This is a genomic window from Vibrio sp. CUB2 (assembly GCF_001557945.1).
In the GTDB taxonomy this organism is placed as follows: Bacteria; Pseudomonadota; Gammaproteobacteria; order Enterobacterales; family Vibrionaceae; genus Vibrio; species Vibrio owensii.
Window position 1 is genome coordinate 155,703 of the sequence record NZ_LNRB01000010.1, and the last position, 15,704, is coordinate 171,406.

The window sequence follows — 15,704 nt, forward strand, 5'->3', positions numbered from 1 at the left end:
GAGGGACTATGGCAAAGCCAACGCTTGCTCCTCAATCCCAAGGGCTCGACCCTCGCTTGTATTGCGATTACTCACGCTTGGTGCGTTTACAAGCGCAAGCCGAATCTTTTAGCTTACTGCCTCACTTGAAAGCGGGCAGTGTGCTTTCTGGTCGTCATAACTCATTGTTCCGCGGACGTGGTTTGAACTTTGAAGAACTTCGTCACTACCAACTAGGGGACGACATCCGAAACCTAGATTGGAAAGTCACCATGCGCACAGGTAAGCCTCATGTGCGCAGTTACACCGAAGAAAAAGACCGTAATGTGATTGTCTGTGTAGATCAGCGCAGTGCGATGTTTTTCGCCTCGACCGAGGTCATGAAATCTGTGGTCGCTGCTGAAGTGGCGGCTATGTGTGGCTGGCGAGTATTGAAAGACGGTGACCGAGTCGGGTTTGTTATCGCCTCTGATTCTGCTCTATACCACAGCAAAGCTCAGCGTTCCCAAAACGATTTGCTCGCTCAACTGAAACGACTCTCTCAAGCCAACCAGCGCTTAAGTGTGGACTCGTTAGATTCAGACAAAGTGACGTTCAGTAAATGGATTGAGCTCATCAAACGGATGAAGCTAAAACAATCCACGCTGATTTTCATCAGTGATTGGCGCGATTGCGAAGAGCATCATCTTGATCATCTTAAGCAGCTCCAACAGCACAACGATGTCCTCGCGGTGATGGTAAGCGATCCTTTAGAGCAGTCGCTTCCTCAAGATTTGGCGAAAGTAAAATGGGTGATTGGTGATGGTCGTTACCAGCTAAACTTAGACAGTAAAGCCAAAGTCGATGCAGCCAGCGCCAGTTTGATTGAGAAAGCCCAGTTACAACGTCAATCATTGGCACAACTCATGGCAATCAAAAAGCTGCCTCATATCGAAATCGATACAACAGGTGACCACATTACTCAATTCCAAAAACTCGTTGGAGGTCGATAAATGACAGACTTACACACGCCTCCAAGCACGTATATTCTGCGTGAGCTGCATGATGTCGCGGTGCCAGAAAGCGTAAGCTGGGTGCCACAAACCATTGGTTGGAAGATCCTTGCAATTGTGGGGGCGATTGTACTCATGTATGTCGGCTACCGATTGGCACACCATTGGTGGGATAACCGTTACCGTAAAGAAGCTATTGAAGCGATTTCTCGTTTAACACCAGATGACGCCAGCATGCCGAAAGCGTTGTTCTCGATTCTGAAAATCGTCTTGATTCATCTTGATAGCTCTCATGCTCGCTTGTTTGATACTGCGTTCCTACGCAAGTTAGATGAGCTTAACCCCAAGCATAAAATGTTTGATGACGAAGTCTCGAAGCGATGGCTGCAAAGTATCGTTGACCCAAGTATTGAACTGGAAAAAACAGAGCGTTTACAACTTCTTGAACGCGCAACTGAGTGGGTGAAAGAGCACGATGAGAACGCTCACAACATTGAAAAGCGCACGCTTGCCTACAAAGCGCGTGCATTAAAAGGAGGTCGCCATGGGTGATCTTCTTGCTTCATGGCTCGGCATGAGCAGTTTTGAATTTGAGCATCCGCTTTGGTTCATCATCTTGCCGCTGCCTTTAGTGGTGTATTTCCTCGTCCCAGCTTACCGCACCAAACAAATGGCCATCAAAGTGCCGTTCTTTAGTCAGCTTGTGGACGCCATTGGTGAAACCCCATCAGAAGGCGCAAGCCAACTTACTCCGAGCTGGTGGCAGCGCGCAACACTCATCATTTCTTGGCTTTTGGTCGTGACCGCAATGGCAAAGCCGACAGTGCTTGGCGAGCCACAGGTGCGTGAAAGCTTGGGTCGTGATGTTATGGTCGTCGTCGATTTGTCTGGCTCAATGGCAGAACAAGACTTCACGTCCAAAACCGGTGAAAAGATCTCTCGTCTCGATGCAGCCAAAGAAGTTTTGAGTGACTTTGCCAAAACGCGCAAAGGCGACCGCTTAGGTTTGATCTTGTTCGGCGATGCGGCATTTGTGCAAACGCCATTCACGCCCGATCAAAAAGTGTGGTTAGAGCTGCTTAACCAAACGGATGTGGCGATGGCAGGGCAAAGCACTCACTTAGGTGATGCAATTGGTTTGGCGATTAAGGTGTTTGAGCAAAGTGAAAAGTCGCGTACCGACGTAGAAGATAGCAAAGAGAAAGTCGCCATTGTTCTAACGGATGGTAATGATACCGGAAGCTTCGTTGAACCGATTGATGCGGCGAAAGTCGCGAAAGCCAAAGATGTACGCATCCACGTGATTGCAATGGGTGATCCACAAACCGTGGGTGAAACTGCACTAGATATGAATACGATCAAACGTATTGCGAAAGAGTCCGGTGGTGAGGCGTTTGAAGCGCTCAACCGTGACGAACTTGCTAAAGCCTATGATGAGATTGGTAAGTTAGAGCCACAGCTTTATGAAAGTACCACTTACCGTCCTAAGCAAAGTTTGCATCATTACTTAATGGCTTTGGTGGTTGCGATGTATTTAACCGCGTTCTCGTTGGCGACATTTAAGCGTCGTCGACTATCAGTGAACAGTGCCGGTTCTGCACAAACAGACAACGTAGAAGGAGAGCACCATGTTTGATTCTCCTTTCTCTAGCATGGGGCTAGAACAGTTTGTCACACAGTTCCATTTCATTCGTCCAATGTGGCTATTGGCGTTCATCCCGATGTTTCTTTTGCTTTGGTTAAGATGGAGAGAAGAATCCAAACCAAGCTGGAAAGACATTCTTCCTGAGCATTTACGTAAAGCATTAACGATTGGCGACTATGGTTGGCGAAAACAACTGCCGCTCAAGCTACTTATGGTGATAGTAGCGATTGCCATCATCATCTGTGCCGGACCTTCTTGGGAGCGCCAAGCTTCACCGTTTGGCGAAGACAAAGCCTCCATGCTGGTGGTGTTGGACAACAACGATTCGATGTTGCAAAAAGACCTTCCGCCAAGCCGTTTGGAACGCTCAAAGCAAAAGATCCGTGACCTATTGGCAGCACGAAAAGGTGGCAGCACTGGGTTGGTTGTCTATGCGGGTTCTGCTCATGTCGCGATGCCTGTAACGCAGGACAGTAAAGTATTCGAACCGTTTCTCGCGGCGATAACACCAGAAATCATGCCAGTTGAAGGTAAACTTGCTGAAACGGCGTTGCCTTTGATTGACCAACAATTACAAGGTCAACCGGGTTCTACGGTTCTGTTGGTTACGGATGGCGTCAATCCGGCAACCATTACCGCTTACAAAAACTACTTTGCAGACAAGCCTTATCAATTGCTTATCTTGGCTGCGGGTAACTCGGACATTGTTTCTAACAATCCGGTCGATTTGGACTCGTTAAATAATCTTGCCAGCGCGACAGGCGGACGCCTTGTGGAAGTGACGGTCGACAACAGCGACATAGAGAAGCTTAATCGCTTTGTTGAGCGAAACATGCAACTCAATGGCGAATCATCAATGCCTTGGAAAGACATGGGCTATCAACTGTTGTTCCCAATTGCTCTCATTATGATGCTTTGGTTCCGTAAAGGCTGGCTAGTGCAATGGTGTGTGGTGGCTATGGTATCAACGTCTTTGTTTATGACGCCAAAAGCAATGGCGGAAACCGTCTCGCTCAAAGCGGATAAGCCTGAAGTGGTGCAAGAGGTAACCGTCTGGGATAAAGCGTCTCAATGGTGGTGGGATTTATGGCTCACCCCAAATCAACAAGGGCAACGTTTGTTCAACAAAAACGAATACCTTGAGGCAGCAAAGCACTTTACGGATCCGTTGCGTAAAGGGACAGCTTATTACTACGCAGGCGAATACAAACTGGCTCATACCGCTTTCTTGGAGATGCAAAACGATCCATCAGATGCAGTAAAAGACTATGGCTTGTACAACGCTGCGAGTGCGTTGGCACGTCAACGTGAGTACTTGGCCGCGCGTAATTTGTTGCAAACACTGGCAGACAAAGACACCTTGAGTGAGCAATTGCGACCAGACGTCGAGCACAACCTAAAAGTCATTGGTGGCATTGTCGAAGAGATTAACCGCACCAGTGAAAGCCAAGCGGGGACAACAGATGGACCCGAAGAGTCGTTTGAGCTGGGTGACAACCCGCAAACGGCAGATGGGGCTGACGAAAAAACCGCTGCTGAATTAATGCTGAAAGAGAAACTCAATGCGAACGAAATCCTTGGCAGCCAAGAACTGGCGGATAAGTGGTTAAAACGCGTAGAGGCTGATCCTAAGTACTTTTTGCGCGCTAAATTCCAAATTCAACTGCGTGAGCCCGTGAAAACGGAACCGCAGCCACAACCGCAATCACAACAAGAAGAGGAGTAAGCACAATGATGAATGCATTCAAACTTAGTGCTGACTCCATGGTTGGGCGTTTGAGCGCCATCTTGATGATGTTTACTTTGCTTTTTACTGGTTTGGCGAACGCACAAGACATTCAAGACTTGCAGCGCAGCAATGACTTAGAGCTATTAGCTTGGGTTGGCAAGCAGGGAGCAGGGGCCGATACGAAGGAAGCACCTAAGTTCAGTGTGAATGAGCAGGTGATCTTGTACATCGAAGTCGCAACGCCTCGTTGGTTCACTGGTGGTACACGCATTGGCAGCGTAGAAATCCCTAACGTGATTGCAAAGCAGCGTAACCAATTAGCAACCAACTATACCGAGCGTAAAGGGGGACAAACGTGGTCTCGTCAGCGTTGGGAAATAACTTTGTATCCGCAAGCCTCAGGGCAGTTTGTGATTCCACCTGTCGCCGTGGGTGTGCAAGTCTCTGCGCCTGATGGTTCAAAAGTGGCTGGTACGCTTTATACGCAGCCAATTAAGTTCGAAGCGTCTATGCCTTCTGGGATGCTAAGTGATGACTCTGCATGGTTTACCGCGACTAAGGTGAGTGTGGATCAGAAATGGACAATGTCTAATGATGAGCTGAAAGTCGGTGATGCAATCACTCGCACCATAACGATCAATGCACAAGACAGTTTGTCAGTATTGCTTCCAGACTTGTTATCCAATGATTCTACTGCCAGTTATCAAGCGTATCCTCAACCAAACCGCTTAGACGACAAGCAAACACGTGGCGATTACCAGTCGAGTCGAATAGAAGAAAGCGTGTATGTGATCCAACAGGGCGGTGAGTTCACATTGCCTGAACATAAGTTCCAATGGTGGAATAGCAAGAGTAAAGCGCTGGAAACGGTGGTGATTGAGGGTAAGACCTTCAAAGCCAAGCATACATTTAAATCCTTTGTTAGAGCTTATTCTGGCTGGTTGATTGGCAGCGCAGTGACGCTATTTGTTCTCGTTATCGCCGCCTTGAGCATTCACCGTTATTATCGTTCTCGTCCTACGCCGCCATGGTTAGTGTTCAGACGAATGGTGAAAGCGAATCGATGGGGCGCTGCTCGAGCAAGCTTGTATAAGCAGCTGAGAAGCAACACAGGCGGTCTTGAAATGAGTAAAGCCAGTGACTCTGACGTTTGGCAGAAGCGTTCACAGCGCCTACAAGAGGGGCAGGAGGACGCAAGCTTGATGAATGCGCTTTGGAAAGGGATACAAGCGCTGAAGCCAAAACGCCTTAAGTGGGCGATACCAAAGGCCTTGCCGCAACTCGATAAGCAGGCAAGTAATAAGAAGTAAAAACGAAAAAGGACGCTGATTCAGCGTCCTTTTTTTGTTCTTTTCAATCGCAATAAGTAAATGGGATGTCTATTTTAACGTGCTACAACTGACGTAAAGAAATAATATATTTCAAATATATTTAATTCTTATCTTTTAAACTTCTATTTAAAAGATATTTCATTGCGATATTAAACAGGTTTATTAATCGATTATATATTTACAACTGCTATATTTGAAAATATATAACCTAAAATCACTTTAATTCCTTTCTTATGGAGTGTCACTTCCATGTGACAAGCTTTTCGTCTTAACCCTGATAAAGACGGCTTAATCAATGTATATTTCATTTTTGGTTTGTTCAAATAAAATAACACTTCAAAAATGGAATGATAACTTGCAAGTTTTTCGATTTAGATTATTAAAATTATCGGTGTATATTTCTGGGGAAACGGAAATACGGAGTGATTCCGTTTTGATTTTTAAATATGTGAATAATAATTATCAGATTAAATTTAATTCTGTGTATTAAATTTATCTTAATATAATTCGTCGTCACTAGGCAGCTTTATTTTGTGAAGTTTAATTATCAGAAGTTTAATTCGAAATTATTTTAAAGGGTGATTTATGGAAGCTAATATTCACGACGATCCAATATTGGTGGCAGGCAAGAGGATTCTGATTGCTCAAGCAACTTTGGGTCTGGTATTCATCGCGTATGAGTACATGCGAAGCGGCTCTCTCAGTGCTGAGTCAGCGATTACTGGGGTGCTTATCGCGATTCTTCCATCTCTGTTCGGCATGGTATTCGCGTCCATTAAATCTAGGGTGAAACCAGAAGAGAGTTTGCGTGACCTCATGCATCTGAGTCGAAATATCAAAGTCATTTACACCATTGTGATGTTTGTTTTGACGTTTCGATTTATGGCTCTTCGCAACATCGTGGTCCTGATAGGCTTTTGTGTGACGATGTTTGGTCACTTCTTAACGCCGCTGTTCAGAGATCGCTTCGAAAGGAAGGCATAAATGGAGACTGTCCAGTCCGCTCATGAATATATTGAGCACCACCTGACCTTTCTCACCGCCGGCGACGGTTGGTTTGGAATTAACCTTGATTCCATGATCATGGTCTGGCTGACTGGGCTCGTTTTCATCCTTTCATTCCGTTATGCGGTGACGAAAGGAACGAAAGGAGTACCAGGACGATTCCAGTGTTTGATCGAGATAATATTTGAGTTCGTCGATGATATCGTAAAAGAAATATTTCAAGCCAAGGACAAGTTAATTGGTCCTTTAGCACTGACAATATTTGTTTGGGTGTTATTAATGAATGCCGTGGATTTGTTGCCGATTGATTTAATTCCTGCACTTACTCGTGCTGTAGGCGTTGAACACTTCCGTGACTTACCATCTGCCGACGTCAATATTACGATGTCGATGGCATTAGGCGTATTTATTTTGGTGTTGGGTTATACGTTCAAAAACAAAGGCGTGAAAGGTTTTATTAAAGAGTTAACTACTCAACCATTCTCACATCCGCTGTTATATCCAGTGAACTTAGTTCTTGAATTGGTAACGTTAATTTCTAAACCAATATCTTTAGGTCTTCGATTGTTTGGCAATATGTATGCAGGTGAAATGATCTTCATTCTAATTGCATTAATGCCGTGGTGGATGCAATGGGCACTAAGTGTTCCTTGGGCACTGTTCCACATTCTTATTGTTGTTCTTCAAGCATTTATTTTTATGGTACTGACCGTGGTTTATCTCGGCATGGCTGTTGAAGAGCATTAATTTCAAAAATCTTGTTTCTTAATTAAAAAATTCAATTCTAGGAGTTGTTATGGATATCGTTAGCGCAGTTCTTTACGTGGCGGGTGCACTACTGATCGGTCTTGGTGCAGCGGGTGCCGCAGCAGGTATCGGTAACCTTGCAGGTAAATACCTTGAAGGTGTGGCTCGTCAACCTGATTTGACCCCAATGCTTCGTACTCAGTTCTTCATCATGATGGGTCTTGTGGACGCGGTGCCAATGATCGGTGTAGGTATCGGTTTGTACATCATCTTCGCTGTAGCGTAATTCGAATTAATAATTTTCATAACGTTATAGAAGAGAGGGTGCTATGAACTTAAATGCCTCAATGTTTGGTCAGGCGATCTCCTTCGTGATTTTCGTTTGGCTGTGCATGAAATATGTCTGGCCACCACTTGTAAAACTGCTTGATGAGCGTCGTGCTGAAATTGCCCAAGGTCTTGAGCAAACAGAAAAAGCAGCACAAGAGTTAGAACTGGCAAAAGCGAATGGTGAAGCGCTACTGACAGAAGCTCGCTCAAAAGCTCAAGCCATCATCAACCAAGGTAAGCAACGTCAAGAACAGATGGTTGCGGAAGCGGTTGATCTGGCAAATCAAGAGAAAGCGCGCATTGTCGCAGAAGGCAAAGCAGAAGTGGAAAGCGAACGCAGCAAAGTTCGCCAAGAGCTGAAAGATGAAATGGCGGATCTGGTGATTGAAAGTGCCAGCAAGCTGATTAATCGCAATCTGGATAGCTCGGCTAACCGCGACTTGGTGAACCGCTTCATCAACGAAATGTAGGAGGGTACATGTCCGAATTGACAGTGGTAGCTCAACCCTACGCAAAAGCGGCGTTTGATTACGCACGCGACGCAGAGTGCTTGGACGATTGGCAACAAATGTTTGCGATTACCCAAGTGGTCTTGGAACAGCCTAACACGCTTCTGGTCTTGAATGACCTTGATGAAGACGGTTCTGAACAACCATTGTTGGATCTGATTCTTCATGCTGGTGGTGAATGGTTGAATCAAAACTTCGAGAATTTTCTTCGCATTATGGAAGAGAACAAGCGTCTAAAAGCGCTCAGTGAAGTAAACGTTCAGTTCCAAGAGATGAAAGCGGATTACGAACGAACCATGACAGTAACAGTGCGTGTTTCAGAACCTCTGGATGAGGAACAGATGGCAAGGCTTAAACAAGCGTTAACCGAAAAATACGGGAAAGCCATCACACTAGAAACACAGCTGGATCCATCCCTTGTAGGTGGTGTGGTGATTACAGCAGGGCAGACCGTGTATGACGGCAGTGTCCTCACCAACCTAAGCCGATTGGCGACCAACCTACATGTGTAACGGGGTATAGAAATGCAATTAAATTCAAATGAAATCAGTGAATTAATCAGAGAGCGAATTGTTAACTTCAACCTCGAAAGTGAAGCGAGAAATGAAGGTACTATCGTCTCTGTGAGTGACGGCATCATCACAATTCACGGTCTTGCAGACGTTATGCAAGGCGAGATGCTAGAACTGCCAGATAACCGCTTTGCGTTGGCACTGAACTTAGAGCGTCATTCGGTCGGCGCCGTTGTGATGGGCCCATATGCGGACTTGTCAGAAGGGATGAAAGTAAAAGGCACAGGTCGTATTCTTGAAGTGCCAGTCGGTAACGGTTTGCTAGGTCGTGTAGTGAACACGCTAGGTCAACCAATCGATGGTAAAGGCGCAGTGTCATTCGACCGTATGGACCCAGTTGAGGTGATTGCCCCTGGTGTTATCGACCGTAAGTCTGTCGACCAACCAATCCAAACCGGTTACAAAGCGGTAGACTCCATGGTGCCAATCGGTCGTGGTCAACGTGAGTTGATCATCGGTGACCGTCAAACAGGTAAAACCGCGATGGCGATTGATGCCATCATCAACCAAAAAGAACTGGGCGTTAAATGTATTTACGTCGCAATTGGTCAAAAAGCATCGACCATTGCCAACGTGGTTCGTAAGCTAGAAGAGCACGGCGCACTAGAAAACACCATTGTGGTGGTTGCGTCAGCATCAGAAGCCGCAGCGCTGCAATACCTAGCGCCATACGCAGGTTGTACCATGGGCGAATACTTCCGTGACCGTGGTGAAGATGCGCTGATTGTTTATGATGACCTATCAAAACAGGCGGTAGCTTACCGTCAAATCTCACTACTGCTAAAACGCCCACCAGGTCGTGAAGCTTTCCCGGGTGACGTTTTCTACCTCCACTCACGCCTACTAGAACGCGCAGCACGTGTTAACGAAGAATACGTAGAGCGATTCACTAACGGTGAAGTCAAAGGCAAAACAGGTTCTCTAACCGCACTGCCAATCATCGAAACCCAAGCGGGTGACGTATCGGCGTTCGTACCAACCAACGTAATCTCGATTACCGATGGTCAAATCTTCCTACAAACTCAGCTATTCAACTCAGGCTTACGTCCGGCGGTTGACCCAGGTATTTCGGTATCTCGTGTAGGTGGTGCAGCGCAAACCAAAGTGATCAAGAAACTGTCGGGTGGTATTCGTACCGCGTTGGCGCAATACCGTGAATTGGCCGCATTTGCTCAGTTCTCTTCTGACCTAGATGAAGCGACACGTCGTCAGCTTGACCACGGTGAGAAAGTAACGGAACTCATGAAGCAGAAACAGTACGCACCAATGACGGTTGCTGAGCAAGCACTGGCGATCTTTGCAGCAGAGAAGGGTTACCTCACGGATGTCGCGTTAAACCAAATCTCTCGTTTTGAAGAAGAGTTGATGGCATTTGGTCGTACAAACGCGCAGCCGCTACTGGACAAGATCAACCAATCCGGTGATTACAACGACGAGATCGAGAGTGAGCTACACAGCTTGCTGAAAGAGTTCACTGCGCTGCAATCGTAGGACCACTAACAGGAGTCCGTTATGGCAAATACCAAAGAGATTCGCACCAAAATTGCTAGCGTGAGTAGCACGCAAAAGATTACGAGTGCGATGCAAATGGTCGCCGCCAGCAAGATGCGCAAAGTGCAGGAGAACATGCAGGCGTCCCGTCCTTACGCAGAGAACATGCGTAAGGTTATCGGTCACGTCTCGTCCGGTACGCTGGAGTACAGCCATCCTTTCCTTCAAGAACGTGAAGTGAAGCGAGTGGCTTACATCATCATCTCATCCGATCGAGGTTTGTGTGGTGGCCTGAACAGTAACTTGTTCAAAAAAGTATTGGCAGAAATGCAGGACTGGCAAGAGAAGGGCGTTGAAGTAGATACGACGCTCATTGGTTCGAAAGCAATCAGCTTTTTCCAGTCCCTCGGGAAAGTAATGGCACAGACTTCTGGCCTTGGTGATGCACCAAAACTGGAAGATATGTTGGGCGCGGTCAATGCCATGATGGAGCATTACTCCGAAGGCAAAATCGACCGCTTGTTCCTTGTTTACAACCAGTTTGTAAACACCATGGTGCAAAAACCAACGGTATTGCAAATGCTGCCGTTCCCGAAAGAAGACATTTCACGTGATAAAGAGGCTCGTTGGGATTACCTCTACGAGCAGTCTCCTCAAGACATTCTCAACCACCTGATTCAACGCTATGTGGAATCACTGGTTTATCAGGGTGTGGTTGAGAGTATCGCTTGTGAACAAGCCGCGCGGATGATGGCAATGTCTGCCGCGACTGATAACGCAGCGCAACTGATTGAAGACCTACAGCTGGTTTACAACAAAGCGCGTCAAGCGGCGATTACTCAAGAGTTGAGTGAAATTGTATCCGGCGCACAAGCGGTTTAGAGAGAGAATTTGAGGTTTAAATTATGAGTATTGGCAAAATCGTCAAAGTCATCGGTGCGGTGGTCGACGTCGAGTTCGAACAAGGCAAGGGCCCGAAAGTTTACGATGCACTGAAAATCAACGATGGCAGCGATGGCTCACTGATGCTGGAAGTTCAGCAACAGTTGGGCGGTGGTGTGGTTCGCTGTATCGCAATGGGTTCTTCAGATGGCCTTAAACGTGGCCTAGAAGTGGAATCTACGGGCAACCCAATCACGGTACCTGTGGGTGAAGAAACCCTAGGTCGTATCATGAACGTGTTGGGTCATCCAATCGATGAATGTGGTCCAATCGGTGAGCAAGTGTCTTACGAGATCCACCGTGATGCACCAAGCTACGAAGAGCAATCTAACAGCACTGCGCTACTAGAAACAGGCGTTAAAGTTATCGACTTGATTTGTCCGTTCGCGAAGGGCGGTAAGATCGGCCTGTTCGGTGGTGCGGGTGTAGGTAAGACGGTAAACATGATGGAGCTTATCAATAACATTGCTAAAGCTCACTCAGGCTTGTCGGTATTTACCGGTGTAGGTGAACGTACTCGTGAGGGTAACGACTTCTACTACGAAATGAAGGAAGCGGGCGTTCTCGACAAAGTAGCCATGGTTTACGGTCAGATGAACGAGCCACCGGGTAACCGTCTACGTGTTGCGCTAACAGGCTTGACCATCGCAGAACGTTTCCGTGATGAAGGTCGTGACGTACTGTTGTTCGTGGATAACATTTACCGTTACACATTGGCAGGTACTGAGGTATCGGCGTTGCTTGGTCGTATGCCATCTGCGGTAGGTTACCAACCAACACTGGCAGAAGAGATGGGCGTGCTTCAAGAGCGTATCACGTCGACTAAGAATGGTTCTATCACGTCTATCCAAGCGGTTTACGTACCAGCGGATGACTTGACGGACCCATCGCCAGCAACCACGTTTGCGCACTTGGATGCGACCGTTGTTCTATCTCGTAACATCGCTGCCTTGGGTCTGTACCCAGCGATTGACCCATTGGATTCAACATCACGTCAGCTTGATCCTCAAGTGGTTGGTCAAGAGCACTACGATGTAGCGCGTAAAGTTCAGCAAACGCTGCAACGTTACAAAGAGCTGAAAGACATCATTGCCATCCTAGGTATGGATGAACTGTCTGAAGAAGATAAGCGCTTGGTATCTCGTGCTCGTAAAGTTGAACGTTTCCTAACTCAGCCTTACCACGTAGCTGAAGTGTTTACGGGTCAACCGGGTGTATTCGTTCCGCTAAAAGACACCATTGCAGGCTTTAAAGCGCTGTTAGATGGTCAGTACGATGACATCCCAGAGCAGGCATTTATGTACTGCGGCAACATCGACGAAGTGCTTGAAAAAGCGAAAAAACTGTAAAGCGCGGGAGGCAATATGGCCATAGCGGTTTCACAAAATACGTTTCAGCTGAATGTGGTAAGTGCAGAGGGCACACTTTACTCAGGTCCGGCACACGCTATCGCGGTAGCAGGTGCGGATGGTGAGTTAGGTATTCGTCCTGGTCACTCACCGCTGATCAGTAAAATCAAGCCGGGTGTTGCTCGTATTACCGGTGACTTGTCGAAGCCTGAAGAGATTCTGTATGTCTCTGGTGGTTTGGTCGAAGTCCAGCCCGATGTGGTTACTGTGCTAGCGGATACTGCGCTTCATGGTAAAGACATCGACAAAGCAAGGGCGGAAGAAGCTCGCAGAGCGGCGGAAGAAAACATTCGCGCGCATGTGGACGACATCAGCTTTGCACAGGCACACATGGAGTTGAACAAGGCATTGGCGCAACTTCGTGCAGTAGAACTAACGATGAGAATTCGTTAGTCACTTTTTCGGAATGCGGTCTGAAGAGTGGTAATCAACGGGGCAACTTCGGTTCGCCCCGTTTTATTTTTTGTGAAAATCATAAAGGGATTGATTTGTTTGGAGAGGCCAAACGTAAGAGTTTTGCAAACACTTTTATATAGCGAGGAAAGCATGCTGGCGTTAGAATCCATCACCCAAATTTTGAATAACGAGTATCAGATCCAAATGAGCCAACAATTTATGCTTCGTGCGTTGGAAGTGTCACGCAACGCGCTGCCTGCTTGTCAACCAAACCCACCTGTCGGTTGCGTGCTGGTAAAAGACGGTGAAATCGTGTCAGAAGGGCATACACAAGCGATTGGCGGCAATCATGCAGAAGTTGAAGCTCTCAAGGCTTACAACGGCGATTTAAGTGACGTGACCGCGTACGTAACACTAGAGCCGTGTTCGTTTGTTGGACGTACACCTGCTTGCGCAAAAACCTTAGTGACTTACGGCATCAAAAAAGTGGTGGTTGCCATGTTAGATCCTGACCCACGTAACGCTGGTCGTGGTATCGACATCCTAAAAGAAGGCGGCGTAGAAGTAGAAATTGGTTTGTGTGGAGAAGAGGTGAGTGCCTTTTTAACCCCTTACCTAGGAAAATCCTGAGCGATTTTCAGAATATTCTTCGTCAATGCAAGGTTAAAACTCGCGAAAACATGCATAGACGCTCAAATCCGGTGTTCTGAGTCGTTAACTATCATACTGTTAGCTAAAATAAGACCATGTCCTGTTTTATGTTTGCAAAATGAAGAGCACCGATTTAAACCTTATCCCAATTTTTGTGGCGATTTACGAAGAGCAGAACCTGTCTAAGGCCGCTGCTCGTCTTGATATCAGCCAACCTGCGGTGAGCAAAGCACTGGCTCGTCTGCGTGATATCTACGATGAACCACTTTTCCACCGAAGTACTTCTGGCGTCGAGCCAACCAGCTTTGCGATGGATATCTATCCCGCAATGGTTGCTGCGTTAAAAAACTTCACCTCTACGCTTTCCGCTTCTAGCAGTTTCGATCCTAAAGTTTCTAACCGCATTTTTTCGATCGCCTGTGTATCTGTAGCGAGTTATGAGTTGATGCCACAACTGATGCGTCAAATTCGCGAGCAAGCCCCTAATATCGGGTTAGAAGTGCATCCGCTGTTTACCGAAGATTACGAAAGCGACTTACGTTTACAAAGATACGATTTGATCATTGATTTGCCGCCGCGTGGGCGAACGGTATTAAAAATGGACCCTATCTTTTCTGAGCGATTGATGGTGGTATGCAGCTCTGAGCACCCGCGCATTCAAGATTCTTGTTCAGTTGAGCAATTCTTGGCGGAAGAACACGTTGTTGTATCTCGTTGGCACGCTCGCAATAGTTTGTTAACGGGTGAAGACATTGAAGATTTGGCGAGCCGCAACATTGTGTATCGCGCGGCCGGTGCAATGGAAATGTTGCCAGTGATCAACGGCAGTGAATACATTGGAATGTTGCCACTGTCGACCATCGAACACTTCTCAAAAACCTATGACATCAAAGCCGTGCCGTTGCCGTTCAATGACAGTGTGCATGACCTTTGTGCAATTTGGCACTCTAGCCGCAGTAATGAAAGCGCGCATCAATGGCTAAGAGCTCAGTTAAAACAAGCGGGTAAAACGATTCGATAACGAGGAGCGAGCATGAAGACAATACGTGCCATTCTAAACGGTAAGAAAGCCGGAACCCCTGAACTTCGCAACGAGATCATGCGAATGCGAGAGCAGGGTGTAGATTTGCAAGTTCGTGTGACTTGGGAATCTGCAGACATGGGGCGCTTAGTTAAAGAAGCGGTCCATGAAGGCATTAGACGTATTGTTGTCGCGGGTGGTGATGGAACTGTGAATGAAGCAGTCACAGCGCTCAACCAGATTGACGCGAATGCTCGGCCTGAATTGGCCATTATCCCAATGGGGACGGCGAATGATTTTGCGACTGCAACAAAAATCCCAACTACGATTCGAGAGTCCATCGAGCTCGCGGTTAATGGTGACGCCGTTGCGGTAGATAGCGTTCAAGCCAACGACCGTTATTTTATGAACATTGCAGCAGCAGGTTTTGGTGCAGAGATTACCGCAGAGACGCCCGTAGAGCTGAAGAACTTTTTAGGTGGTGGCGCTTACACATTAACAGGACTAGTAAAAGCGCTAGGCTTTAAACCTTATGATGGCTCGTTGACGATAGAACAGGGCAGTTATCAGGGAGAAATCCTCGTTGGCGCGTTTTGTAATAGTCGCTTAGCTGGCGGCGGACAAGAGCTCGCGCCAAACGCGCTTATTGATGATGGTTTAATGGACATTACTTTGGTGCATCCATTCTTGCCCCATGAGCTACCTCAAGTGATTGATGAAATTCAAAACCCAACCGAGACTGGGCAGTTTGTTAAGCATACTCAGGCGAGTTGGTTGGAGATTGATTTTCCTAAAACGCTACCATTGAACTTAGACGGCGAGCCTTACCGTTCTAATAAGATTCGATTTGATGTCAAACCACGAAGCATTCGCTTGGTGCTTCCGCCACATTGCCCTTGCTTGAGTGTTCACTAGGAAAACGAAAAGCCACCGCTGACGGTGGCTTTTGCTTAAT

General features: G+C 46.9%; 17 protein-coding genes. All 17 read left to right on the forward strand.

Annotated elements, in window-relative coordinates; genetic code table 11:
* Positions 1–8: 8 nt before the first annotated feature.
* Entirely contained in the window at positions 9–971 is a 963-nt protein-coding gene (locus tag ATB78_RS17325; RefSeq protein ID WP_061009477.1) for a DUF58 domain-containing protein, read from the forward strand.
* Positions 972–1,523 carry a DUF4381 domain-containing protein gene (locus tag ATB78_RS17330; protein WP_045379730.1) on the forward strand — a complete coding sequence of 184 codons (552 nt, stop codon included), beginning with the start codon at positions 972–974 and terminating at the stop codon, positions 1,521–1,523.
* On the forward strand, positions 1,516–2,607 hold the full coding sequence (locus tag ATB78_RS17335) for a VWA domain-containing protein (protein ID WP_061009479.1): 1,092 nt from the start codon (positions 1,516–1,518) through the stop codon (positions 2,605–2,607). Before ATB78_RS17330 ends, ATB78_RS17335 begins: the two co-directional genes overlap by 8 nt.
* Complete coding sequence (locus ATB78_RS17340) at positions 2,600–4,342, forward strand: VWA domain-containing protein (protein ID WP_061009481.1); 1,743 nt, start codon at positions 2,600–2,602, stop codon at positions 4,340–4,342. Before ATB78_RS17335 ends, ATB78_RS17340 begins: the two co-directional genes overlap by 8 nt.
* A gap of 5 nt (positions 4,343–4,347) precedes the next feature.
* Positions 4,348–5,655: a BatD family protein gene (locus ATB78_RS17345; RefSeq protein ID WP_061009483.1), complete on the forward strand. Its 1,308-nt coding sequence runs from the start codon at positions 4,348–4,350 to the stop codon at positions 5,653–5,655.
* Between the two features lie 606 nt (positions 5,656–6,261).
* Positions 6,262–6,660, forward strand: a complete 399-nt coding sequence (locus ATB78_RS17350) for an ATP synthase subunit I (RefSeq protein ID WP_005431832.1) — start codon at positions 6,262–6,264, stop codon at positions 6,658–6,660.
* Positions 6,661–7,428 carry a F0F1 ATP synthase subunit A gene (gene atpB / locus ATB78_RS17355; RefSeq protein WP_005533315.1) on the forward strand — a complete coding sequence of 256 codons (768 nt, stop codon included), beginning with the start codon at positions 6,661–6,663 and terminating at the stop codon, positions 7,426–7,428.
* 49 nt (positions 7,429–7,477) lie between these two features.
* Positions 7,478–7,714, forward strand: a complete 237-nt coding sequence (gene atpE / locus ATB78_RS17360) for a F0F1 ATP synthase subunit C (RefSeq protein ID WP_004727739.1) — start codon at positions 7,478–7,480, stop codon at positions 7,712–7,714.
* Between the two features lie 43 nt (positions 7,715–7,757).
* Entirely contained in the window at positions 7,758–8,228 is a 471-nt protein-coding gene (locus ATB78_RS17365; protein ID WP_005431830.1) for a F0F1 ATP synthase subunit B, read from the forward strand.
* An 8-nt stretch (positions 8,229–8,236) separates the two neighbouring features.
* Positions 8,237–8,779: a F0F1 ATP synthase subunit delta gene (locus ATB78_RS17370; RefSeq protein WP_005431763.1), complete on the forward strand. Its 543-nt coding sequence runs from the start codon at positions 8,237–8,239 to the stop codon at positions 8,777–8,779.
* Positions 8,780–8,791: 12 nt separating this feature from the next.
* Complete coding sequence (gene atpA / locus ATB78_RS17375) at positions 8,792–10,330, forward strand: F0F1 ATP synthase subunit alpha (protein ID WP_005437731.1); 1,539 nt, start codon at positions 8,792–8,794, stop codon at positions 10,328–10,330.
* Between the two features lie 21 nt (positions 10,331–10,351).
* A complete protein-coding gene (atpG, locus tag ATB78_RS17380; RefSeq protein WP_005431811.1) occupies positions 10,352–11,212 on the forward strand; it encodes a F0F1 ATP synthase subunit gamma in 861 nt (286 codons plus the stop codon).
* A gap of 23 nt (positions 11,213–11,235) precedes the next feature.
* Positions 11,236–12,621: a F0F1 ATP synthase subunit beta gene (gene atpD, locus ATB78_RS17385; RefSeq protein ID WP_005431749.1), complete on the forward strand. Its 1,386-nt coding sequence runs from the start codon at positions 11,236–11,238 to the stop codon at positions 12,619–12,621.
* Between the two features lie 15 nt (positions 12,622–12,636).
* Complete coding sequence (locus tag ATB78_RS17390; protein ID WP_005431788.1) at positions 12,637–13,074, forward strand: F0F1 ATP synthase subunit epsilon; 438 nt, start codon at positions 12,637–12,639, stop codon at positions 13,072–13,074.
* A 207-nt stretch (positions 13,075–13,281) separates the two neighbouring features.
* Positions 13,282–13,707: a bifunctional diaminohydroxyphosphoribosylaminopyrimidine deaminase/5-amino-6-(5-phosphoribosylamino)uracil reductase RibD gene (locus tag ATB78_RS17395; protein ID WP_061009578.1), complete on the forward strand. Its 426-nt coding sequence runs from the start codon at positions 13,282–13,284 to the stop codon at positions 13,705–13,707.
* Between the two features lie 139 nt (positions 13,708–13,846).
* Positions 13,847–14,749 (forward strand): LysR family transcriptional regulator, encoded by a 903-nt coding sequence (locus ATB78_RS17400; RefSeq protein WP_005437729.1) that lies wholly within the window; start codon positions 13,847–13,849, stop codon positions 14,747–14,749.
* Between the two features lie 12 nt (positions 14,750–14,761).
* Positions 14,762–15,664, forward strand: coding sequence for a lipid kinase YegS (gene yegS / locus ATB78_RS17405; RefSeq protein ID WP_061009485.1), 903 nt, complete (start codon positions 14,762–14,764; stop codon positions 15,662–15,664).
* Positions 15,665–15,704: the final 40 nt, after the last annotated feature.